Raw genomic sequence first — 21,658 nt, 5'->3', positions numbered from 1 at the left:
GGCACGCCGGCGAATGTACGGTCGACCCGTGGCGCTGACCTCCGCGCTCGCGCTCAGCCTCGCCGCCGCGATAGCGGGCGTCGGGTTCCTCACCAGCGAGGCCACCGCCTCCAGCCACACCGCCCCGGTCGCGGACGTCGCCGCCTCCTCCTCTGCACCGTCGGCTTCCCCCTCCCCCTCCCCCTCCCCGCCCGCCTTTTCCCCCTCGCCGGCGCCCGCCTCGCCGTCGCCCACCGCGACCGAGCCGAGCACCGAGCCCACCGAGGCGGGCGCCGCCCCGACCGTCGGCACCTCCCAGGTCGTCGCCCCGGCCGCCCTCGGCACCACGGCCACCGCCCCGGCCAACGCGGAGTCGTCCCGGGTCGGCGCGCTCTTCACCGGCACCGTCTCGGCGGGCAACCACTCCTGCACCGCGAGCGTGCTGCACAGCACCACCAAGAACCTCGTCCTGACCGCCGCGCACTGCGTCTCCGCCACCCCGGACGGTCTGCTCTTCGCCCCGGGCTACCGCGACGGCAAGACCCCGTACGGCAGTTGGCGGATCACCAAGGTCTACACCACCTCCGGCTGGAGCCAGGGCGCCGACCCGGACCAGGACTTCGCGATCCTCCAGACCGCGCCCAACGGCAGCACCAACGTCGAGGACGCGGTCGGCGCCAACACCCTCGGCCTCGACGCCCCCTTCACCGACGTCGTCCGGCTCTACGGCTACCCCGACAGCAGCGAGGTCCCGCTCCTCTGCACCAACGCCACCACCCGCCAGGACACCTACCAGCGCCAGATCGACTGCCCGTCCTACTCGGGCGGCACCAGCGGCGGGCCGTTCATCGACACCGACACCAACCAGGTCATCGGTCTGATCGGCGGCTACCAGCAGGGTGGCGACAGCGACGACACCTCGTACAGCGCCTACTTCGACCACACCATCGGCACCCTCTACCAGCAGGCCGTCGCCGACTCCTCCTCCTGACCCGTGGTGTGACGGCTCGTGGTGTGATTAGGCCGTGAGCCGCGCCGCCGAAGAGAGCAACCGCCGCATGCTGCGGGCCCGGGACGTGATGGACCGCGCCTACGCCCAGCCGCTGGACGTCCCCGCGCTGGCCCGGATCGCCCATGTCTCCGAGGCGCACTTCAACCGCACCTTCCGGGCGACCTTCGGCGAGACGCCGCACCGCTACCTCCAGCGACGCCGGGTCGAGCGGGCGATGTTCCTGCTGCGGGAGACCGACCACAGCGTCACCGACATCTGCTTCGAGGTCGGCTTCGGCAGCCCGGGGACTTTCAGCCGCACCTTCAGCGACATCGTCGGCCGCTCGCCCAGGGCCTACCGCAAGGAAGCGGTCTCCGCCCGGGTGCCGACCTGCTTCACCATGGCGTGGACCCGCCCCAGCGAATGAGCAGTTTCGGATAAGTTTTCCGCCCGCCCGCGCCGTAGCGTGGTGCACATGTTCACCGCCATCACGCAGTCACAGATCTACGTCCTCGACCAGAACGAGGCCCTCGACTTCTACGTCGGCAAGCTCGGCCTGGAGGTCACCGCCGACGTCGAACTCGGCTTCATGCGCTGGCTGACCGTCAGCGTCCCCGGCCACCCCGAGCGCCAGATCCTGCTGGAGAAGCCGGGCGCCCCGGCGATGTCCGAGGAGACGGCCGAGCAGGTCCGCGAGCTGGTCACCAAGGGCGCCATGGGCGGCTGGCTGATCTTCCACACGGACGACTGCCGCAAGACGTACGAGACCCTGCTCGCCAAGGGCGTCGACTTCACCGAGGAGCCCACCGAGCGCCCGTACGGCACCGACTGCGGCCTCCGCGACCCCTTCGGCAACCGCATCCGCTTCACCCAGCCGAAGGTCTGACCACCCGTGGCCGCCTAGCTGTCGTCCCCGGTACTCTGCCGCTTCGACCTGCCCCAACGGGCCATGCCGAGCGCGTCGTACAGCAGGGCGCCCACCGAGACCGCGAACCGCACGTAGGGCCCCAGCCTGCGGCCGACCCCCACCTTGCGCGGGCGGGGCAGGTCGGCCGCAGGCTCGGGACCGCTCGACGAAGTACTCACCGTGTCCATCGCCCCATCCTGCCGCACCCGCTGCCGCAGCAGCCCGCGCACCGCCAGCATCCCCGCCGCCCGCACCACCATGAAGTACGCCGTCGTCCCGACCGCCCGCCCCAGGGTGTCCGTGAACAGCAGCACCTCCGCCGAAGCCCCCACCGCCCTCGGCAGCGCCCCCACCACCCCCACCACCCCGAACATGAACGGCACCCACTCCCAGTGCGTCCGTCCACCCCACCGGTGCACCCCACCCACCCCGACCCACCGGCTGACCCCCCAACTCCCCACCATCGCCCCGACTCCGACCCCGACCGTCACCCACTCCCCGGCAGCCACCCAGACACTCTCCCCACCCCGGGCGGTCGGCATCCCTCGCCACACCCACGAGACGTGGCCACCGTCCGCTATCGTCGGAGCCAGACGGCGGGTGCTCAGCCACCGGTGAAGAGAGGACAGTCCATGACTGCGATCTCCGACCGTCCGCAGATGCTGCCCGAGGAGTTCGAGGAACTCGCCCGCCTTGCAGCCCGCACCGCCGAGGGCGTCCGGCTGGAGTTCATCAACGGGAAGTTGGGGGCAAGCCGGCGCCGGACGGCGACCATGGCCGCACCATCCAGTGGCTGACGCGGATCTGCATCCAGGCCCGGCCCGACCTGTGGCTCCACGATCAGGGTCTGAGAGTGCAGACCCACCGGACCGGCCACGCCCGTCCGGACGGCGCCCTCGCCCTTGCCGACGCGTTCGTCGGCCAGGGCGAATGGGCCGCCACCGACCAGGTGCTCATGGTCGTGGAGGTCACCTCCTACGACTGCGACACCGACCGGCGCGACCAGGTCGAGAAGCCCTGCGCCTACGCCGAGACCGACATCCCGGTCCACCTCCTGATCGACCGGAACAGCGGCGAACCCACCGTCCACAGCGAGCCCGACGGCACCCGCTACGAGCTGACCCGGACGGTCCCCTTCGGCAAGCCCGTCACGCTCCCCGCGCCGGTCGCGATCACCCTCGACACCGAGCCCCTGAAGCGCTGGGTCCACTGAGACCGGACCCACCCTGTGGGGGCCTTGGACCATGTCTGAGCCGCAGGAACATGCCGACCGTCAACTCCGGATGCTCGGCTTCTGGGGGACGCCCGACAACGATTCACTGCCGGGGCACCACCCCGACATGACCGCCGGGTAACTCACTGCCCAGCCGGGCGGTTCCGTCCGGCTCGGACATGGCGTGGGCCGTGCCTCGGCCGGGCTCGACGATGAGGCAGAGCGGGATGCCCATTGCCGAGTAGTTCGCGATCTGGTCGCGGTAGTCGCTCTCCGGGTTGGACTCCGCGACGGGCAAATCCTGCTTGAACAGGGCGGTGAACTGGCCCCCCGGTGACCCGTCATGACCGTGACGTGCCGCTCGATCTGGCCTGGTGGCCAAGGGCCACCGCACGGCAACGGCGAGGCCGCGCTGGGTCGACCATGACGGCTAGGAGTGCCTGCCCCGACAGCGCCGGCGGCCAGCTGCCGGGGCTGCCACCGGAAGTTCGGGGGCAAGCCGCCCCGTCTCGCCTCGGGCAACGCACACCATCACGTGCCCTGTGCGCAGCGCGCCAAGTAGGAAGCTCACGCTCAGCCAGTAGAAGAAGGCTGATGCAGCACCGGATCCAGATATCGCCTGGTACAGGGGACTTGCGGCAAAAAGCACGAACAAGGACAAGTTGGCTACGAGGAGAGGCCAACCCGAGTCTGTCTTGGCCTTGTTGAACCGTTGCCAAGGAGTGCGCGGAACACTCATCGGATGCGGGCTGAATCGACGTCTGAACACGACTGCTAAGGGTTGATGTTCCATGGTCGGTCATGGAACAGGTGAGATCGACATTCACGCAAGCTGTGCAGAGTGGGAGCCGCCCGCCCCGGCCACCCTGCTGCCCCTGTTCTGGCGGTCATGTCGGGACCGGGCGCCAGCCCGCACGCCCGGCGTCGGCCGCCGCGGACGGGGGCAGGGCGATCGTCCCGTGGTCCCGGATGAGCTTGAGGGCGTCGGTCCAGTCGGCGAGGTGGAAGTGGTCGACCAGGCGGTACGCGCCGTCGCTGAGTGAGCGTGGAGCCGGCCAGTACCAGGTGGCCCGGTCGGGCTGGTGGCCACGTGGCGAGCGAGCTGACGTCGAGTCAGGCGGCATCGTGCTCGTAGCCAGATGTGGCCGACGCACCCGGAGCAATCTGGCGCGGCCCCGAGAACGCCCCGAGCATGACGAAGGCCCAGCTTCGCGGCAACTAGCCGCTTGGCTGGGCCTTATCTGCACTTCTTGCGAAGTGCCCCCGGCAGGATTCGAACCTGCGCACCCGCCTCCGGAGGGCGGTGCTCTATCCCCTGAGCTACGGGGGCCTGCTGGTTGTCGGCCGGTGGTGCTGGCGACGTGGAGAACATTACCAGGCCGGTGGTGCTGTCCGTGCACGGGTTTCGGTGGGGTGGGGGTGATGGAGTGTGGGGAAAGGCCGGACGGCCGCCCGGGGGCGCGGCTACCCTCGGTGATGTGTCCGGTGCGTCCGGGCGGGTCCTCGTGGTGGACGACAGCGAGGTGATCCGCCAGCTGATCAGGGTCAACCTGGAGCTCGAAGGGTTCCAGGTGGTGACGGCTGCCGACGGTGCGGAGTGCCTGGAGGTGGTGCGCCGGGTGCGGCCCGACGTGGTGACGCTGGATGTGGTGATGCCCCGGCTGGACGGGCTGCGGACGGCGGCCCGGCTGCGGGCGGTGCCGGAGACGAGCCGGCTGCCGATCGGGATAGTGAGTGCGTGCACGCCGGCCGATCTGGAGCGTGGGGCCTCGGTGGGTGTCGACGGGTATCTGGGGAAGCCGTTCGACCCGGCGGATCTGGTGGCGCTGGTGTGGCGGTTGATGGCGCTGCGTGACGCGGGCGGCCCGGACCGCAGGGACGGCTTCGCGTACGGCTTCGGTGACGGCTCCGCCGGATTTCGCTCTCAGCGAACGGAGTAGTGGAAAGGGGACCGGCGAGACCCGGCCGGGCAGGAGACGCCACGTCTCAACCGGTAAACCAGGTGCGGGCCAGGCCCCCCTCTCGCCTAGGCTTGGCGTCGTGACACCCGCAGAGCTTTCCCAGGCAGTCCAGGCCGCAGTTCGCAACGCCGTCGAGGCGGGCGAGCTGGCCGTCGCCGTGCCCGAGCACGTGACGGTCGAGCGGCCCAAGAACAGGGACCACGGCGACTACGCGACGAACGTGGCCCTCCAGCTCGCGAAGGCGGCCTCGAAGCCGCCGCGAGCCGTGGCCGAGCTGGTGGCGGCCCGCCTGCGAGAGCTGCCCGGCGTCGCCAAGGTCGACATCGCCGGGCCGGGCTTCCTGAACATCACGCTGGACGCCGCCACCCAGGGCGAGCTGGCCCGCTCGATCGTCGAGGCGGGCGCCGCGTACGGCCGCAACGACGCGCTCAAGGGCCTGAAGATCAACCTGGAGTTCGTCTCGGCGAACCCGACCGGCCCGATCCACATCGGTGGCGTCCGCTGGGCGGCCGTCGGCGACTCGCTCGCCCGGGTGCTCAAGGCCACCGGCGCGGACGTCTCCACCGAGTACTACCTGAACGACGCCGGCGTGCAGATCGGCAAGTTCGCCGGCTCGCTCCAGGCCGCCGCGAACGGCCGGCCCGTCCCGGCGGACGGCTACGTCGGCGAGTACATCGTCGACATCGCCAAGGCGATCACCGACGCCGTCCCGGGCGTGCTCGACCTCCCCGAGGCCGAGCAGCTGGAGGCCTTCCGCACCGAGGGCCTCGCGCTCATGGTGACCGAGATCCAGCGCTCGATGAACGAGTTCGGGGTGCACTTCGACACCTGGTTCTCGGAGAAGTCGCTGCACGACTCCGGCGCCGTCGAGCAGGCGATCGTACGGCTGCGCGAGCAGGGCCACGTCTTCGACCAGGACGGCGCGATCTGGCTGCGCACCACCGACTTCGGTGACGACAAGGACCGCGTCCTGATCAAGGCCGACGGCGAGACGACGTACTTCGCCGCCGACGCCGCGTACTACCTGAGCAAGCGCGACCGTGGCTCCGAGGTCTCGGTCTACATGCTCGGCGCCGACCACCACGGGTACGTGAACCGCCTCCGGGCCATCGCCGCCTGCGCGGGCGACGACATGGACCGCAACATCGAGGTGAAGATCGGCCAGTTCGTGAAGATGCTTCGCGACGGCGAAGAGGTCCGGATGTCCAAGCGGGCCGGCAACATCATCACGATCGACGACGTCGTCGACTGGATCGGCGTGGACGCGGCCCGGTACACGCTGGCGCGCTCCTCCACCGACTCGACGATCACGCTCGACATCAACGTGCTGACCAGCCAGACCAACGAGAACCCGGTCTTCTACGTCCAGTACGCGCACACCCGGATGTGCGGCGTCGCCCGCAAGGCGAAGGAGCTGGGCGTCGACAAGGGCACGGCCGAGGCGTTCAAACCCGAGCTGCTCGCCACGCAGTGGGAGAACGACATGCTCGGCGCGCTGGGCGAGTTCCCCCGCATCCTGGCCAAGGCCGGGCAGCTGCGCGAGCCGCACCACGTCGCCCGGTACCTGGAGGACGTGGCGGGGGTCTACCACCGCCTGTACGACAACTGCATGTTCCTCCCCAAGGGGGACGAGGAGATGACGGACACCCACCGCGCCCGGCTCTGGCTGGTCGAGGCGGCCCGTACGGTCATCGCGAACGGCCTCGCCCTCCTGGGTGTCTCCGCCCCCGAGCGGATGTAGCAGCACTCTGCACACGCGCCAGGGGCGGTGACGGCCGATCGGGTCGTCACCGCCCCTTGCCATAACCCCAAAAACCCATAACCCCATAACCACAGCGCCGTCATAGGGCATCGATAGGCCCGGCCGGAAGCATCGGCCCGGCGGTACGAGAGCCCAGCACCGCAGCCCAGGAAGAGACCAGCACATGAGCCGCTCCGCACACCCCGCAGGCCCCCGCCACGGCGACGTGCTGCCGGAGGGCCACTACCTGGCCCCGCCGACCGACCTGAACGCGCTCGACCCGAAGGTGTGGTCCCGCACGGTCGGCCGCAACGACGAGGGCGTGGCCACCGTCGGCGGCATCGACGTGCTGGCGCTGGCGGCGGAGTTCGGCACCCCGGCGTACGTGATGGACGAGCAGGACTTCCGGGCCCGCGCCCGCGCCTGGCGCGAGGCGTTCGGCGACGGGGCGGACGTGTTCTACGCGGGCAAGGCGTTCCTCTCCAAGGCGATCGTGCGCTGGCTGCGCGAGGAGGGTCTGAACCTCGACGTGTGCAGCGCGGGCGAGCTCGCGGTGGCGCTGGCGGCCGGGATGCCGGGGGACCGGATCGCCCTGCACGGCAACAACAAGTCCGCCACCGAGCTGGAGGAGGCGGTGAAGGCGGGGGTCGGGCACATCGTGGTCGACTCCTACCGCGAGATAGAGCTGCTGGGCGGCATCGCCGAGCGGCTCGGCGTCCGGCAGCAGGTGCTGATCCGCGTGACCGTCGGGGTCGAGGCGCACACCCACGAGTTCATCGCGACCGCGCACGAGGACCAGAAGTTCGGCCTCTCGCTGAGCGGAGGTGCCGCCGCCGAGGGCGTCCGCCGGGCGCTCGCCCAGCCGGGCCTGGAGCTGCGCGGCATCCACTCGCACATCGGCTCGCAGATCTTCGACACGGCCGGCTTCGAGGTCGCGGCCCGCCGCCTGGTCGGCCTGCTGGCCGAGATCCGGGACGAGCACGGCGTCGAGCTGCCGGAGATCGACCTCGGCGGCGGCCTCGGCATCGCGTACACCAGCGAGGACGACCCCAAGCAGCCCGCCGAGATCGCCGTCTCGCTGGCGGAGATCGTCCGCCGGGAGTGCGCGGCGGCCGGCCTGGCCGTGCCGCGCCTGAGCGTGGAGCCGGGCCGGGCGATCGTCGGCCCGACGGCGTTCACGCTGTACGAGGTCGGCACCGTCAAGCAGCTGCCCGGCCTGCGGACGTACGTGAGCGTCGACGGCGGGATGTCGGACAACATCCGCACCGCGCTGTACGACGCCGAGTACTCCGTCGCGCTGGTCTCGCGCACCTCCGAGGCCGAGCCGATGCTGGTGCGGGTGGTCGGCAAGCACTGCGAGTCGGGCGACATCGTCGTCCGGGACGCCTTCCTGCCCGCCGACCTGGCGCCCGGCGACCTGATCGCGGTGCCCGCGACGGGGGCCTACTGCCGCTCGATGGCGAGCAACTACAACCACGCGCTGCGGCCGCCGGTGGTGGCCGTGAGCGAGGACGGTGCACGCGTGATCGTGCGCCGCGAGACGGAGGAGGATCTCCTGCGTCTCGATATCGGATGACGAAATTCTTGTCTCAGATCCTGGAACGCCCGTAGTTTCACACGGAAAGTCCCGGAGACTGGTACGGACCGAATCCCGGCGGGCAGTCGAACACGACCCCCCGGAAACCAAGAATGCAGAGCGGAGTCGGATGATGCGTACGCGCCCGCTGAAGGTGGCGTTGCTGGGCTGTGGTGTGGTGGGCTCCGAGGTCGCGCGCATCATGACGACGGACGCCGCCGACCTCGCCGCCCGGATCGGCGCGCCGGTGGAGCTGGCCGGGATCGCCGTCCGCCGGGCCGGCCGGGCCAGGCCGGGGGTGCCCGAGCACCTGCTCACCACTGACGCCCTGGCACTGGTCAGCCGTGAGGACATCGACGTGGTCGTCGAGGTGGTCGGCGGGATCGAGCCGTCCAAACAGCTGATCCTCACCGCCTTCAAGCACGGCGCCTCGGTGGTCAGCGCCAACAAGGCGCTGCTCGCCAAGGACGGCGCCGAGCTGCACCAGGCGGCCGCCGCCGCCGGGGTCGACCTCTACTACGAGGCCGCCGTCGCCGGTGCCATCCCGCTGGTCCGCCCGCTGAAGGAGTCGCTCGCGGGCGACAAGGTCAACCGGGTGCTCGGCATCGTCAACGGCACCACGAACTTCATCCTCGACAAGATGGACACCACCGGCGCCGGGTACTCGGAGGCGCTGGAGGAGGCCACCGCGCTCGGCTACGCCGAGGCCGACCCGACGGCCGACGTCGAGGGCTTCGACGCCGCCGCGAAGGCCGCCATCCTGGCCGGCATCGCCTTCCACACCAAGGTCACCGCCGCCGACGTCTACCGCGAGGGCCTGACCGAGGTCACCGCCGCCGACATCGCCTCGGCCAAGGCGATGGGCTGCGTCGTCAAGCTGCTGGCGATCTGCGAGCGCGCGGCCGACGGCGAGTCCGTCACGGCCCGGGTGCACCCCGCGATGATCCCGCTCAGCCACCCGCTGGCCTCCGTCCGCGAGGCGTACAACGCGGTCTTCGTCGAGGCCGAGGCGGCCGGCCGGCTGATGTTCTACGGCCCGGGTGCCGGTGGCGCGCCGACCGCCTCGGCGGTGCTCGGCGACCTCGTCGCGGTCTGCCGCAACAAGGTGAACGGCACCACCGGCCCCGGCGCCTCGGACTACACCCAGCTGCCCGCCAAGCCGATGGACCAGGTCATCACCCGGTACCACGTCAGCCTGGACGTGGACGACCGCGCGGGCGTGCTCGCCCAGGTGGCGTCCGTCTTCGCCGAGCACGGCGTGTCCATCGACACCGTGCGCCAGCAGGGCCGCGACGGCGACGCCTCGCTCGTCGTGGTCACCCACCGCGCCACCGACGCCGCCCTGTCGGCGACGGTGGACAAGCTCCGCGCGCTCGACAGCGTGCGGGACGTGGCCAGCATCATGCGGGTTGAAGGGGAGTAGGAAGCACCATGAACGCCGTGACCGACAGAGCAGCCCAGACCCACCAGTGGCGGGGTCTCATCGAGGAGTACCGCGACCGCCTGCCGGTCAGCGCGACGACCCCGGTGGTCACCCTGCTGGAGGGCGGCACGCCCCTCGTCCCCGCGCAGGTGCTCTCCGAGCGCACCGGCTGCGAGGTCTACCTCAAGGTCGAGGGCGCCAACCCGACCGGGTCCTTCAAGGACCGCGGCATGACGATGGCGATCTCCAAGGCCAAGGAGGACGGCGCCCAGGCCGTCATCTGCGCCTCCACCGGCAACACCTCGGCCTCCGCCGCGGCGTACGCGGTGCGGGCCGGGATGGTCTCGGCCGTGCTGGTGCCGCAGGGCAAGATCGCGCTCGGCAAGATGGGCCAGGCCCTGGTGCACGGCGCGAAGATCCTCCAGGTGGACGGAAACTTCGACGACTGCCTCACCCTTGCGCGTGAACTGTCCGAGAAGTACCCCGTCGCGCTGGTCAACTCGGTGAACCCGGTCCGGATCGAGGGCCAGAAGACCGCCGCATTCGAGATCGTCGACATGCTCGGCGACGCCCCGGACATCCACGTCCTCCCGGTCGGCAACGCGGGCAACATCACCGCGTACTGGAAGGGCTACCGCGAGTACGCCGCCGACGGTCTGGCGACCCGTAAGCCGCGCATGTTCGGCTTCCAGGCGTCCGGTTCGGCCCCGATCGTCGACGGCGCCCCGGTGCTGAAGCCGCAGACCATCGCCACCGCGATCCGGATCGGCAACCCGGCCTCCTGGGACTACGCGCTGGCCGCCCGGGACGAGTCGGGCGGGATCATCGACAAGGTGACCGACCGTCAGATCCTGTCTGCCTACCGGCTGTTGGCCTCCCAGGAGGGCGTCTTCGTCGAGCCCGCCTCGGCCGCCAGCGTGGCCGGTCTGCTCCAGGCGCTGGAGCAGGGTCTGATCGACCCGGGTCAGCGGATCGTCTGCACCGTGACCGGCAACGGCCTCAAGGACCCGGACTGGGCGGTGGCCGGTGCGCCGCAGCCGCAGATCGTCCCGATCGATGCCGAGGCCGCCGCCGTGCGGCTCGGCCTGCTCGACTGACGGCCGCGTCGGGCTGACGGATTGTCAACAGTGGGCCGGCTCCCCGGGGGGGCCGGCCCACTGGCGATGGTGAAGATGACACGTAAGTGTCAATTCATTGGCGGTAATCGGCGTCGATTTCGCGCGATTTCCGGCCAGAAAGCGCAACACGACCGATCGAAGAGTGGCGGGGTGTACCGCTGTGGAACCTCTCTTCGATAGTCTGACCCCCAGCGGGCCGCTCCATGGCCATGATCGCCCGCTTCGCCGGGGCGCCGTCGTGCACCCCGCCCCCTGTGTCACCGCGGGTCCGAGGGCCAACCGGGCCGCACCGCCAATCCCCAGGAGAGTCCCACCACATGGCTGGTCCTGCGTTCCGTGCCGCCGCCGTCCGGGTCCGGGTCCCCGCGACCAGTGCCAACCTCGGTCCCGGCTTCGACGCCTTCGGACTCGCCCTGGGCCTCTACGACGACGTGGTCGTCCGCGTCGCCGAATCCGGCCTGTCGGTGGACATCGCAGGTCAGGGCGCCGAGACCCTCCCGCGAGACGAGCGCCACCTGCTGGTCCGCTCGATGCGCGCCGCCTTCGACCGGCTCGGCGGGCAGCCGCGCGGCCTGGAGGTCGTCTGCGCCAATCGGATACCGCACGGTCGCGGCCTCGGCTCCTCCTCCGCCGCGATCTGCGCCGGCATCGTCGCCGCCCGCGCCGTCACCATCGGCGGCGCCTCCGTACTCGACGACGACGCCCTGCTGGAGCTCGCCAACGAGCTCGAGGGCCACCCCGACAACGTCGCCGCCTGTCTGCGCGGCGGTTTCACCGTCGCCTGGACGGAGGAGGACGCCGCTCGGGCCATCACCCTGGAGCCCTCCGAGCAGGTCGTACCCGTCGTCTTCGTGCCCGCCGACGAGGTGCTCACCGAGGCCGCCCGGGGCCTGCTGCCCAAGACCGTGCCGCTCGCCGACGCCGCGGCCAACGCCGGCCGCTCGGCCCTGCTCGTCGAGGCGCTCACCCGGCGCCCCGAGCTGCTGCTCGCGGCTACCGAGGACCGGCTGCACCAGGACTACCGCGCCTCCGCGATGCCCGACAGCGCCGCGCTGGTCGCCGCCCTGCGCGCCGAGGGCGTCCCCGCCGTCATCTCCGGGGCCGGCCCCACGGTGCTGGCCCTCGCCGACGAGGCGAACGCCGAGAAGCTGCTGCACTTCGCGGGGCCGGCCTTCGCCGCGCACCGGCTCCGGCTGGACCGCACCGGCACGGTGGTGCTCCCGCTCGAGTAGCGACGCTTGCAGTGGCACGTGAAAGTGACACGTGTAAGGGCGCTGGCCAGGGGGAACGCAGCCTCGGGGGATAGGCCGCGCAGAGACGATTGACAGGAACAGGGCTGGGGAATGTGTCAGGGGGTCGGTAGTGTTAACCTCATTGCTGCACCAGATGCCCTCCGGGGTCCGGTGCGACGCGTCCCGATCCCGACACCCCATCCGAGCGGCCAGCCCGCCCAGTGGGACATGCGGAAGTACGGGGCGACGATTCTCCGGGAGCCCTCCACAGCGCGTACGCAGCCTGCCTGCGCGATTGCGGCCGCATCCCGAAGCCGTGACGGCACCTGACTCCCACCCGCAGCCTCCCACCTGAGGCCAGGCCGGGCGGAGCACGGCGTACGCCACGCGACGGGGGCCCGGGTATCGCCAGGCAGCAGGGGTCGGCACGAGACCGTCACCCGCGCCACTTCGCACCACAGTGCACCGCACATCGCAGCTTCCCTCCGAATGGTTACGCCATCCGGGGGGCCACCGCCTCGGACCGACGCAGACGAGCGTTGGTCAGGACAGCACAACCGGTCGCCGAGCCAGACAGGGCCGACGTCCGCTCCAGGGAAGGACCCTTAGTGAGCGACACCACCGATCTGATGGGCGCGCGCCCGGACGCCGAAGCGTCGGACGCCGCCGCTCCCGCGGCACCGGCGCGACGCCGTCGCACCGCCGCCGCGGGCTTGGACGGGCTGGTCCTGGCCGAGCTCCAGAAGCTCGCCTCGACCCTCGGTATCAGCGGTACCGGGCGGCTGCGCAAGAGCCAGCTGATCGACGCCATCAAGGAGAAGAGCGGCGGCGACCCGCTGCTGGCCGGCTCCGCCCCGGCCGCCCCCGCCAAGCGGGCCGCCAAGGCCGCTGCGGCTGCTCCGGCCGCCGAGGCTGCCGAGGCCGCTCCCGCCGCCGAGACCGAGCGGCCCGCCCGCCGCTCGCGGGCCGCCGCCGCGGCCCCCGAGGCGCAGGCCCAGATCGACATCCCGGTCCAGGCCGCAGCCGAGACCAGCAGCGCCCCGGCCCAGGCCGGGCGTGCCCGCCGCCGCGCCACCTCGGCGGGCGGCAGCCCGACGGGCGACGTCGTCGCCGCGGCCGAGTCGACGACCGCCGTCGTCGCGGAGGCCAAGGCCGAGACCAAGCAGGTCGAGTCGCGCACCGCCGAGCAGCGCACCTCCTCCGAGGGTGACGCCCGCACCGAGACCCGCCGTGACCGCCGCGACCGCCGCGACCGCCGCGAGGCCGGCGCGGAGGGCACCGACGGCCAGCAGCAGGCCGCGCAGGACGGCGAGTCGCGGGAGTCGCGCCGCGACCGCCGCAACCGCCGTGACCGGGCCGACCGCCCGGAGCGCGGCGAGCGCCAGGGCGGCCAGCAGCAGGGCCAGCAGACCCAGGCCCCGGTGCAGGAGCGCCAGCCCGTCGCCCAGCAGCAGCCGCAGGGCGGTGGCTACGACGACGACGAGTTCGGCGACGGCCGCCGTGGCCGCCGTGGCCGCTACCGCGACCGCCGGGGCCGTGGCACCCGGGGCGAGCGCTTCGAGGGCGTCGGTCAGCCGGACGTGCAGGTCAACGACGACGACGTCCTGATCCCCGTCGCGGGCATCCTGGACATCCTCGACAACTACGCCTTCGTCCGGACTTCGGGCTACCTGCCCGGCTCCAACGACGTGTACGTCTCGCTCGCCCAGGTCCGCAAGAACGGCCTGCGCAAGGGTGACGCCATCACCGGCGCCGTGCGCCAGCCCAAGGACGGCGAGCGCCGCGAGAAGTTCAACGCCATGGTGCGGCTGGACTCCGTCAACGGCATGGACCCGGAGAGCGGCCGCAACCGCCCCGAGTTCGGCAAGCTGACCCCCCTCTACCCGCAGGAGCGCCTGCGGCTGGAGACCGACCCCGGCGTGCTGACCACCCGCATCATCGACCTCGTGTCGCCGATCGGTAAGGGCCAGCGTGGTCTGATCGTCGCCCCGCCGAAGACCGGCAAGACGATGATCATGCAGGCGATCGCCAATGCGATCACCACCAACAACCCCGAGTGCCACCTGATGGTCGTCCTGGTCGACGAGCGTCCGGAAGAGGTCACCGACATGCAGCGGTCGGTGAAGGGCGAGGTCATCTCCTCGACCTTCGACCGCCCGGCCGAGGACCACACCGTGGTCGCCGAGCTGGCCATCGAGCGCGCCAAGCGCCTGGTGGAGCTGGGCCACGACGTGGTGATCCTGCTCGACTCGATCACCCGCCTGGGCCGTGCCTACAACCTGGCGGCGCCGGCCTCCGGCCGCATCCTCTCCGGTGGTGTCGACTCGACCGCGCTCTACCCGCCGAAGAAGTTCTTCGGTGCCGCGCGCAACATCGAGAACGGCGGCTCGCTGACCATCCTCGCCACCGCGCTGGTGGAGACCGGCTCCCGGGCCGACGAGGTCGTCTTCGAGGAGTTCAAGGGCACCGGCAACATGGAGCTCAGGCTCGACCGCAGGCTCTCCGACAAGCGGATCTTCCCGTCGGTGGACGTCGACGCCTCCAGCACCCGCAAGGAGGAGCTGCTGCTCGCCAAGGACGAGCTGGCGATCACCTGGAAGCTCCGCCGGGTGCTGCACGCGCTCGACTCGCAGCAGGCGATGGAGCTGCTGCTGGACAAGATGAAGCAGACCAAGAGCAACGGCGAGTTCCTGATGCAGATCGCCAAGACGACGCCGGGCTCCGGCGACTGACGACCTGTCTGTATGAGTGACCGATGAAGCCCCGGATCGCAGCCGCGATCCGGGGCTTCATGCTGTTACAAGGCTGTGTTAAGAACCGGACTTATCGTGATCTGCTTCGCTTATCCTCGAAATGACGGTCATACCGACCAGAACGAGCAGATGTGACCCAGGTCGCAGAGCGCAGGATGACGAGGATATGACCGAGGAACCGTACGAGAAGCAGCGCCGACGGGCGCGACGAACCGAGCAGCCGGGCGAGCAGCCCGGTGCGCAGGCGGGTGCACAGCCGGGCGAGCAGCCCGGCGGTCACCGCAAGGTCCGCAGCCGCCGCAGCAAGGTGCTGAGGGCCGCCGCGTTCACGCTGGCGGGGCTGCTGGTGCTCGGCGCCGGGGCCGGCGGGTACGCGTACTGGAAGCTCAACGGCAACATCAAGAGCGTCGACATCAACGCCCAGCTGGGCTCCGCACGGCCGCCCGCCTCGGCGGGCGGGGCCTTCAACGTCCTGGTGCTCGGCTCCGACTCGCGGGACGGCAACAACGGCAACCTGGCCGGGGGTGACACCGGCGGCACCGCGCGCTCGGACACCGCGATGGTGATCCACGTCAACCAGGACCACAGCCACGCGAGTGTGGTCAGCATCCCGCGCGACACCCTGGTGGCGCGGCCCGATTGCACCGACGCGTCCGGCAAGAAGACCGCCGGGGCGCGCAGCGCGATGTACAACAGTGCGTTCGAGGTCGGCGGGCCGGCCTGTGCGGTGAAGACCACCGAGGCGCTCACCGGGCTGCGGATGGACCACTTCGTCCAGATCGACTTCTCGGGCTTCGCGGGGTTCATCGACGCCATCGGCGGGGTCGACGTGACCACCACGGTGAACATCCACGACAAGGACAGCGGTCTCGACCTCAAGGCCGGCACCCACCACCTGAACGGCGACCAGTCGCTCGCCTTCGTCCGGACCCGGCACGGCGTCGGCGACGGCAGTGACCTGGGCCGGATCGAGCTGCAGAAGCAGATGGTGAAGTCGATCATGGCGCAGGTCGGCGACATAGGGCTGACCTCCAACCCGGCCAAGCTCTTCTCCGTCGCGGACAAGCTCACCAGGAGCATGACCACCGACTCCGACCTGGCCTCCGTCAGTGCGCTGATGGGCACCGCCAACACCCTCAAGGGGATCGGCCCGGACGACATGACGATGATCACCCTGCCGGTGGTCACCGCGCCGTCCGACCCGAACCGGGTGGTGGCGAAGAAGCCGCAGGCGGACCAGCTCTGGGCCGCCCTCAAGGGCGACCAGGCCGTCCCGCAGTCGATCGTCGCCTCCCAGCCGGCCAACCCGGCCGACTCGCCGAGCGCGAAGCCGGGCAGCGGCTCGAGCACCGGCTCGAGTACCGGCACGAGCACCGGCACGAGCACGCCCCCGGCCGCCGGCTGAGTCTGCGGAATACCGGAGCCCGCCTCCCGGTTTGGGAAGAAGCGGGCAGTCCTGGCAGACTGGTCCGTCGGTCCCGGTTCACGTGCAGCTTCCTGCTGCCGACCCGGTACCCTCCCGAATCACTAGGAGAATCCCTTGAAGCCCGACGTTCACCCCCAGTACGTGGTCACCAACGTGACCTGCACCTGCGGTGCCGAGTTCACCACCCGCTCGACCGAGACCAGCGGCATCATCCGTGCCGAGGTCTGCTCGCAGTGCCACCCGTTCTACACCGGCAAGCAGAAGATCCTCGACACCGGCGGCCGCGTCGCCCGCTTCGAGGCCCGCTTCGGCAAGGGCCACAGCACGAAGCAGGCTGAAGAGCAGGCCTAGCGCTCTTACGGCGCCGGTCTCTGGCGTCCCCGCGTTTCGACGCGGGGCGTCCGGGCCGGCGCCGTTCGCGTCCCACCACAGTTCGTCCCCCCGCAGTTCGTCCGCCCGCAGCGCGAGCGCCGCACGGTTCACATCTCACGGGAAGTAGGCCCACCCCATGTTCGAGGCAGTCGAAGAGCTCCTCACCGAGCACGCCGACCTCGAGAAGAGGCTGGCCGACCCGTCGGTCCACGCGGACCAGAACAACGCCCGCAAGCTCGCCAAGCGCTACGCCGAGCTGACGCCGATCACCGCGACGTACCGCGCCTGGAAGCAGGCCGTCGAGGACATCGCGGCCGCCCGCGAGTTCGCCGCCGAGGACCCGGACTTCATCTCCGAGGTGAAGGCCGGCGAGGCCCGGCGCGAGGAGCTGACGGAGGAGCTGCGGCTGCTGCTCGTGCCGCGTGACCCCAACGACGAGAAGGACGTCATCCTGGAGGTCAAGGCGGGTGAGGGCGGCGAGGAGTCCGCGCTGTTCGCCGGTGACCTGCTCCGGATGTACCTGCGCTTCGCCGAGCGGGTGGGCTGGAAGACCGAGCTGATCGACGCCAACGAGTCCGACCTCGGCGGCTACAAGGACGTCTCGGTCGCCGTGAAGACCAAGGGCAGCACCGAGCCCGGCCAGGGCGTCTGGGCCCGGCTGAAGTACGAGGGCGGCGTGCACCGCGTGCAGCGCGTCCCGGCGACGGAGTCCCAGGGCCGCATCCACACCTCGGCGGCGGGCGTGCTCGTCACCCCCGAGGCCGAGGAGGTCGAGGTCGAGATCGTCGCCAACGAGCTGCGGATCGACGTCTACCGCTCCTCCGGCCCCGGCGGGCAGTCCGTCAACACCACCGACTCAGCCGTCCGGATCACCCACCTGCCGACCGGTATCGTGGCGTCCTGCCAGAACGAGAAGAGCCAGCTGCAGAACAAGGAGCAGGCGATGCGTATCCTGCGTTCGCGGCTGCTCGCCGCCGCGCAGGAGGCCGCCGAGCAGGAGGCGTCGGACGCGCGCCGCAGCCAGGTCCGCACGGTGGACCGTTCGGAGCGCATCCGGACGTACAACTTCCCGGAGAACCGCATCTCGGACCACCGCACCGGCTTCAAGTCGTACAACCTGGACCAGGTCCTGGACGGCGACCTCAACGCGGTTATCCAGTCCTGCGTGGACGCCGACGCCGCGGCCAAGCTGGCCGCGGCGTCCCAGGAGAACTGACCCGAGCGACAAGGGGACTTCTCGATGAACCTGCTGCTCGCCGAGGTGGCCCAGGCCACCCAGCGGTTGGCCGCGGCCGGTGTGCCGTCGCCGCGCTTCGACGCGGAGGAGCTCGCCGCTCACATCCACAACGTCAAGCGCAGCCAGCTGCACACGGTGAAGGACGCCGACTTCGACGCCCGGTACTGGGAGGCCATCTCGCGCCGCGAGGCGCGGGAGCCGCTCCAGCACATCACCGGGCGGGCGTTCTTCCGGTACCTGGAGCTGGAGGTCGGGCCGGGCGTGTTCGTGCCCCGCCCGGAGACCGAGTCGGTGGTCGAGTGGGCCATAGACGCCGTCCGCGACATGGACGTGGCCGAGCCGCTGGTGGTCGACCTCTGCACCGGCTCCGGCGCGATCGCACTGGCACTGGCCCAGGAGCTGCCGCGCTCCACCGTGCACGCCTTCGAGCTGGACGAGGGCGCGATGCAGTACACCCGGCGCAACATCGCCAACAGCGGCGACCGGGCCCGCGTCACCCTGCACGCCGGGGACGCCACCCGCGCCTTCGAGGACGACCGCTCCTGGGACGGCCGCTTCGACCTGGTGATCAGCAACCCGCCGTACATCCCGCTCACCGAGTGGGAGTACGTCGCGCCCGAGGCCCGGGACCACGACCCGCAGATGTCGCTGTTCTCCGGCGAGGACGGCCTCGACACCATCCGCGGCATCGAGCGGGTCGCCGCCCGGCTGCTGCGCCCGGGGGGTGCGGTGGTCATCGAGCACGCCGACACCCAGGGCGGCCAGGTGCCGTGGATCTTCAACGAGGAGGGCGGCTGGACGGACGCGGCCGACCACCGCGATCTGAACAACCGGCCGCGCTTCACCACAGCTCGTAAGGCTTCGCTGTGAACCGCGTCGCCGTGAGCAGGACCGTCATGAGCCATCTCGGAAGGGGACCGTACCGATGAGCCGCCGCTACGACTGTGCAGACGCAGGGGAGCGCGCCACGGGGCTGCGCGAAGCCGCTTCGGCGATCCGCCGGGGCGAGCTGGTGGTGCTGCCCACCGACACGCTGTACGGGCTCGGTGCGGACGCCTTCAACACCGAGGGCGTGGCCGGGCTGCTGGCCGCCAAGGGCCGGGGCCGGAACATGCCCTCGCCGGTGCTGGTCGGCTCGCCGACCACGCTGCACGGGCTGGTCACCGACTTCTCCGAGCAGGCCTGGGAGCTCGTCGACGCGTTCTGGCCCGGCGGGCTGACCCTCGTCGCCAAGCACCAGCCCTCGCTGCGCTGGGACTTGGGCGAGACCAGGGGCACCGTCGCCGTCCGGATGCCGCTGCACCCCGTCGCGATCGAGCTGCTGAACACCACCGGCCCGCTCGCCGTCTCCAGCGCCAACAAGACCGGCGGGCCCTCGCCCGCCACCTGTGACGACGCCTTCGAGCAGCTCGGCGAGTCGGTCTCGGTGTACCTCGACGGCGGGGTCGCGAACTTCTCGCAGGCGTCCAGCATCGTCGACGTCACCGGCAAGATCCCGGTCCTGCTGCGGGCCGGCGCGGTCAGCGTCGAGCAGCTGAGGGAGGTCGTCCCGGACCTGGAGGCCGGCAGTTGACAGCGGCCTCGTTGCACGGGGTGGGCTCCGGCCCGCTCCCCGGCATACCCCGGTACATCGCCGTGACGCCCCGGCCCGTCGACAGCTTCCGGATCCTCTTCGTCTGCACCGGCAACGTCTGCCGCTCGCCGATCGCCGAGCGGCTGACCAGGCATGAGCTGCAGGCCCGCCTGACCGGTACGCAGGCCGGGCGGATCGTGGTGGAGAGCGCCGGCACCTGGGGCCACGAGGGCGCGCCGATGGAGGCGCACGCCGCCACCGTGCTCGGCGAGTACGGCGTCGACAGCGCCGGTTTCGTCGGCCGGGAGCTGCTGGACGAGCACGTGGTCGGCGCCGACCTGGTGCTGACCGCGACGCTCGACCACCGGGCGCAGGTCATCTCGATGGGCCACGCGGCCGGCCTGCGGACCTTCACGCTCAAGGAGTTCACCCGCCTCGTCCGCCGGATCGACCCGAGCACCCTCCCCGACCCGCGCGGCGGCGCCCACGTCACCGAGCGGGCCCGCGCGCTGGTCCGCGCCGCGGCCGCCCTGCGCGGCTGGCTGCTCGCCTCCTCCCCGGAGTCCGACGAGGTCGACGACCCGTACGGCGCGCCGATCGGGATGTTCCGCAACTGCGGCGAGGAGATATTCGACGCCCTCGACCCCGTGGTGACGGCCCTGACGGGAATACCGGGACACTGAGCCACGCCCGAGTCCCTGACGGCGTATCACGGAGAGGCTTCGGCGTGACGGCGGTCATACGCTGGAGGTGATCCTGCCCGTTGCTGCCCGGGAGTCTCGCCATGACCGTCACCGATGCCGCTGTGGAAGCCGTCCAGGCCGGGTGGGAGGCCCCGGAGGCGCTGTTGCGCGCCGACCCGCAGGTGGCGGACCTGCTGGCGGGGGAGGCCGTCCGGCGGGCCGAGAGCCTCCAGCTGCTGGCGGGGGAGAACCTGACCAGCCCGGCGGTGCTGGCCGCCCTCGCGGGGCCGCTGGTCGACAAGTACGCGGAGGGGTACCCGGGCCGTCGGCACCACACCGGCTGCGCGCTGGCGGATGCGGCGGAGCTGCTGGCCGTCGACCGGGCGAAGCAGCTGTTCGCCGCCGACCACGCCAACGTCCAGCCCCGGTCGGCGACTTCGGCGATGCTGGCGACGTACGCGGCGCTGCTGAAGCCCGGTGACGGGGTGCTCGCGATGTCGCTGGAGCACGGCGGACACCTCAGCTGCGGGTCGCGGGCGAACTTCTCCGGGCGGTGGTTCGACTTCATCGGGTACGGGGTGCACGAGAAGGACGGGCTGATCGATCTCGACCAGGTGCACGAGCTGGCGAAGCTGCACCGGCCGAAGGCGATCATCGCGGGCGGCATCTCCTACCCGCGGCAGATCGACTGGGAGGGCTTCCGCCGGATCGCCGACGAGGTGGACGCCTACCTGATCGCCTCGGCGGCGCAGATCACCGGGCTCGTCGCGGCCGGACAGGCGGTCTCGCCGGTGCCGTACGCGGACGTCACCGTCGCCGCCACCCACAAGCTGCTGCGCGGGCCGCGCGGCGGGCTGCTGCTCTGCACGGCGGAGCTGGCGGACCGGATGGACCGCGCGGTGTTCCCGTTCTCGCAGGGCGGGGCGGCGATGAACGAGGTCGCGGGGAAGGCGGTCGCGTTCGCCGAAGCGGGTACGCCGGAGTTCGGCGCGTACGTCCGGCGTGCGGTCGAGGGTGCGCGCTCCCTGGCGGCCGCGCTCGGCGAGGCCGGGGCCCGGCCGCTGACCGGCGGCACCGACACCCACCTCGTCACCGCCGACGTCAGCCCGCTCGGTCTCACCGGTCTCGAAGCCGAGCGGCGCTGCGCGTCCGCCGGGCTGATGCTCGGAAAATGCGCACTCCCGTACGACCCGGCCCCCGCGACCGAATGCTCGGGGATCCGGCTCGGCACCGGGGCGCTCGCCGCCCAGGGGATGGGGCAGGAGCAGTTCGCGGAGCTCGGCGAACTGCTGAAGTCGCTGCTCAGCGGTGGTGACGCGGGCCTGATCGGCGGCCGGGTGCGAGCCCTGGCGCAGGCCTTCGCGGGGCGTCGCTGACCCTTCGCCGACCCCTTCGCCGATCCCGGCGGGCGGATCGGGTGGCCGCAGGGTGAACCGCGGTGCGCGGAGGACGCGTCCAACTCAATAAGGTGTG

The 21,658-nt window shown here is 71.2% G+C and carries 20 protein-coding genes, 1 tRNA gene and 1 pseudogene; 18 read left to right on the top strand and 4 right to left on the bottom strand.

Annotated features, from left to right (window positions below):
* Positions 1-28: 28 nt before the first annotated feature.
* From ACR68M_RS11005 to ACR68M_RS10995, 3 genes are read left to right on the top strand one after another with little or no spacing between them, the layout of a single operon-like run.
* Positions 29-970, top strand: coding sequence for a trypsin-like serine peptidase (locus ACR68M_RS11005; protein WP_441250268.1), 942 nt, complete (start codon positions 29-31; stop codon positions 968-970).
* Positions 971-1,004: 34 nt separating this feature from the next.
* On the top strand, positions 1,005-1,397 hold the full coding sequence (locus ACR68M_RS11000; protein ID WP_441250267.1) for a helix-turn-helix domain-containing protein: 393 nt from the start codon (positions 1,005-1,007) through the stop codon (positions 1,395-1,397).
* A 48-nt stretch (positions 1,398-1,445) separates the two neighbouring features.
* Complete coding sequence (locus ACR68M_RS10995; RefSeq protein ID WP_441250266.1) at positions 1,446-1,856, top strand: VOC family protein; 411 nt, start codon at positions 1,446-1,448, stop codon at positions 1,854-1,856.
* 14 nt (positions 1,857-1,870) lie between these two features.
* Here the strand turns inward: ACR68M_RS10995 and ACR68M_RS10990 are convergent, their stop codons facing one another.
* A complete protein-coding gene (locus tag ACR68M_RS10990) occupies positions 1,871-2,386 on the bottom strand; it encodes a hypothetical protein (RefSeq protein WP_441250265.1) in 516 nt (171 codons plus the stop codon).
* Positions 2,387-2,509: 123 nt separating this feature from the next.
* Between ACR68M_RS10990 and ACR68M_RS10985 the strand changes: the two are divergent.
* Positions 2,510-3,090 (top strand): annotated as a pseudogene (locus tag ACR68M_RS10985) (Uma2 family endonuclease).
* A 103-nt stretch (positions 3,091-3,193) separates the two neighbouring features.
* Here the strand turns inward: ACR68M_RS10985 and ACR68M_RS10980 are convergent.
* The 3 genes from ACR68M_RS10980 to ACR68M_RS10970 form a co-directional block, all read right to left on the bottom strand.
* Positions 3,194-3,388: a hypothetical protein gene (locus tag ACR68M_RS10980; protein ID WP_441250264.1), complete on the bottom strand. Its 195-nt coding sequence runs from the start codon at positions 3,386-3,388 to the stop codon at positions 3,194-3,196.
* Positions 3,389-3,977: 589 nt separating this feature from the next.
* Complete coding sequence (locus ACR68M_RS10975) at positions 3,978-4,214, bottom strand: hypothetical protein (protein WP_441250263.1); 237 nt, start codon at positions 4,212-4,214, stop codon at positions 3,978-3,980.
* A 134-nt stretch (positions 4,215-4,348) separates the two neighbouring features.
* Positions 4,349-4,420 (bottom strand) — tRNA-Arg (locus ACR68M_RS10970).
* A gap of 148 nt (positions 4,421-4,568) precedes the next feature.
* On the opposite strand from ACR68M_RS10970, the gene ACR68M_RS10965 reads away from it, so the two are divergent.
* From ACR68M_RS10965 to glyA, 14 genes are all read left to right on the top strand, one after another.
* Positions 4,569-5,030, top strand: a complete 462-nt coding sequence (locus tag ACR68M_RS10965) for a response regulator (RefSeq protein WP_441250262.1) — start codon at positions 4,569-4,571, stop codon at positions 5,028-5,030.
* Between the two features lie 100 nt (positions 5,031-5,130).
* Positions 5,131-6,792, top strand: a complete 1,662-nt coding sequence (argS, locus tag ACR68M_RS10960; RefSeq protein ID WP_441250261.1) for an arginine--tRNA ligase — start codon at positions 5,131-5,133, stop codon at positions 6,790-6,792.
* A gap of 184 nt (positions 6,793-6,976) precedes the next feature.
* Positions 6,977-8,368 (top strand): diaminopimelate decarboxylase, encoded by a 1,392-nt coding sequence (gene lysA, locus ACR68M_RS10955; RefSeq protein WP_441250260.1) that lies wholly within the window; start codon positions 6,977-6,979, stop codon positions 8,366-8,368.
* 130 nt (positions 8,369-8,498) lie between these two features.
* The gene (locus ACR68M_RS10950; protein WP_441250259.1) at positions 8,499-9,791 is read left to right on the top strand and encodes a homoserine dehydrogenase; all 1,293 of its coding nucleotides are present in this window, start codon (positions 8,499-8,501) and stop codon (positions 9,789-9,791) included.
* 8 nt (positions 9,792-9,799) lie between these two features.
* A complete protein-coding gene (thrC, locus tag ACR68M_RS10945) occupies positions 9,800-10,888 on the top strand; it encodes a threonine synthase (RefSeq protein WP_441250258.1) in 1,089 nt (362 codons plus the stop codon).
* Positions 10,889-11,226: 338 nt separating this feature from the next.
* Entirely contained in the window at positions 11,227-12,141 is a 915-nt protein-coding gene (gene thrB / locus ACR68M_RS10940) for a homoserine kinase (protein WP_441250257.1), read from the top strand.
* A gap of 608 nt (positions 12,142-12,749) precedes the next feature.
* Positions 12,750-14,873, top strand: coding sequence for a transcription termination factor Rho (gene rho / locus ACR68M_RS10935; protein WP_441250256.1), 2,124 nt, complete (start codon positions 12,750-12,752; stop codon positions 14,871-14,873).
* Positions 14,874-15,060: 187 nt separating this feature from the next.
* The gene (locus tag ACR68M_RS10930) at positions 15,061-16,299 is read left to right on the top strand and encodes an LCP family protein (protein ID WP_441250255.1); all 1,239 of its coding nucleotides are present in this window, start codon (positions 15,061-15,063) and stop codon (positions 16,297-16,299) included.
* A gap of 135 nt (positions 16,300-16,434) precedes the next feature.
* Positions 16,435-16,671: a 50S ribosomal protein L31 gene (gene rpmE, locus ACR68M_RS10925; RefSeq protein ID WP_441250254.1), complete on the top strand. Its 237-nt coding sequence runs from the start codon at positions 16,435-16,437 to the stop codon at positions 16,669-16,671.
* A 157-nt stretch (positions 16,672-16,828) separates the two neighbouring features.
* Positions 16,829-17,908 (top strand): peptide chain release factor 1, encoded by a 1,080-nt coding sequence (gene prfA / locus ACR68M_RS10920; RefSeq protein ID WP_441250253.1) that lies wholly within the window; start codon positions 16,829-16,831, stop codon positions 17,906-17,908.
* 24 nt (positions 17,909-17,932) lie between these two features.
* The gene (gene prmC / locus ACR68M_RS10915; RefSeq protein ID WP_441250252.1) at positions 17,933-18,799 is read left to right on the top strand and encodes a peptide chain release factor N(5)-glutamine methyltransferase; all 867 of its coding nucleotides are present in this window, start codon (positions 17,933-17,935) and stop codon (positions 18,797-18,799) included.
* A gap of 55 nt (positions 18,800-18,854) precedes the next feature.
* Complete coding sequence (locus ACR68M_RS10910; protein ID WP_441250251.1) at positions 18,855-19,502, top strand: L-threonylcarbamoyladenylate synthase; 648 nt, start codon at positions 18,855-18,857, stop codon at positions 19,500-19,502.
* Positions 19,503-19,546: 44 nt separating this feature from the next.
* Positions 19,547-20,185 (top strand): arsenate reductase/protein-tyrosine-phosphatase family protein, encoded by a 639-nt coding sequence (locus ACR68M_RS10905; protein ID WP_441251575.1) that lies wholly within the window; start codon positions 19,547-19,549, stop codon positions 20,183-20,185.
* A 101-nt stretch (positions 20,186-20,286) separates the two neighbouring features.
* Positions 20,287-21,561, top strand: a complete 1,275-nt coding sequence (gene glyA, locus ACR68M_RS10900) for a serine hydroxymethyltransferase (RefSeq protein ID WP_441250250.1) — start codon at positions 20,287-20,289, stop codon at positions 21,559-21,561.
* Positions 21,562-21,658 lie beyond the last annotated feature (97 nt).

Source organism: Kitasatospora sp. McL0602, assembly GCF_052076145.1.
Taxonomy (GTDB): Bacteria; Actinomycetota; Actinomycetes; order Streptomycetales; family Streptomycetaceae; genus Kitasatospora.
Note: the sequence above shows the minus strand (reverse complement) of the source record. Positions and strands in the feature narration are given on the sequence as shown.

Excerpts from the sequence above, each read along its gene's own strand:
- ACR68M_RS10930 (WP_441250255.1), top strand. The coding sequence starts at position 15,061 with ATGACCGAGGAACCGTACGAGAAGCAGCGCCGACGGGCGCGACGAACC.
- prmC (WP_441250252.1), top strand. The coding sequence starts at position 17,933 with ATGAACCTGCTGCTCGCCGAGGTGGCCCAGGCCACCCAGCGGTTGGCC.
- ACR68M_RS10995 (WP_441250266.1), top strand. The coding sequence starts at position 1,446 with ATGTTCACCGCCATCACGCAGTCACAGATCTACGTCCTCGACCAGAAC.
- lysA (WP_441250260.1), top strand. The coding sequence starts at position 6,977 with ATGAGCCGCTCCGCACACCCCGCAGGCCCCCGCCACGGCGACGTGCTG.
- ACR68M_RS10975 (WP_441250263.1), bottom strand. The coding sequence starts at position 4,214 with ATGCCGCCTGACTCGACGTCAGCTCGCTCGCCACGTGGCCACCAGCCC.
- prfA (WP_441250253.1), top strand. The coding sequence starts at position 16,829 with ATGTTCGAGGCAGTCGAAGAGCTCCTCACCGAGCACGCCGACCTCGAG.
- ACR68M_RS10950 (WP_441250259.1), top strand. The coding sequence starts at position 8,499 with ATGATGCGTACGCGCCCGCTGAAGGTGGCGTTGCTGGGCTGTGGTGTG.
- thrC (WP_441250258.1), top strand. The coding sequence starts at position 9,800 with ATGAACGCCGTGACCGACAGAGCAGCCCAGACCCACCAGTGGCGGGGT.
- thrB (WP_441250257.1), top strand. The coding sequence starts at position 11,227 with ATGGCTGGTCCTGCGTTCCGTGCCGCCGCCGTCCGGGTCCGGGTCCCC.
- glyA (WP_441250250.1), top strand. The coding sequence starts at position 20,287 with ATGACCGTCACCGATGCCGCTGTGGAAGCCGTCCAGGCCGGGTGGGAG.
- ACR68M_RS10910 (WP_441250251.1), top strand. The coding sequence starts at position 18,855 with ATGAGCCGCCGCTACGACTGTGCAGACGCAGGGGAGCGCGCCACGGGG.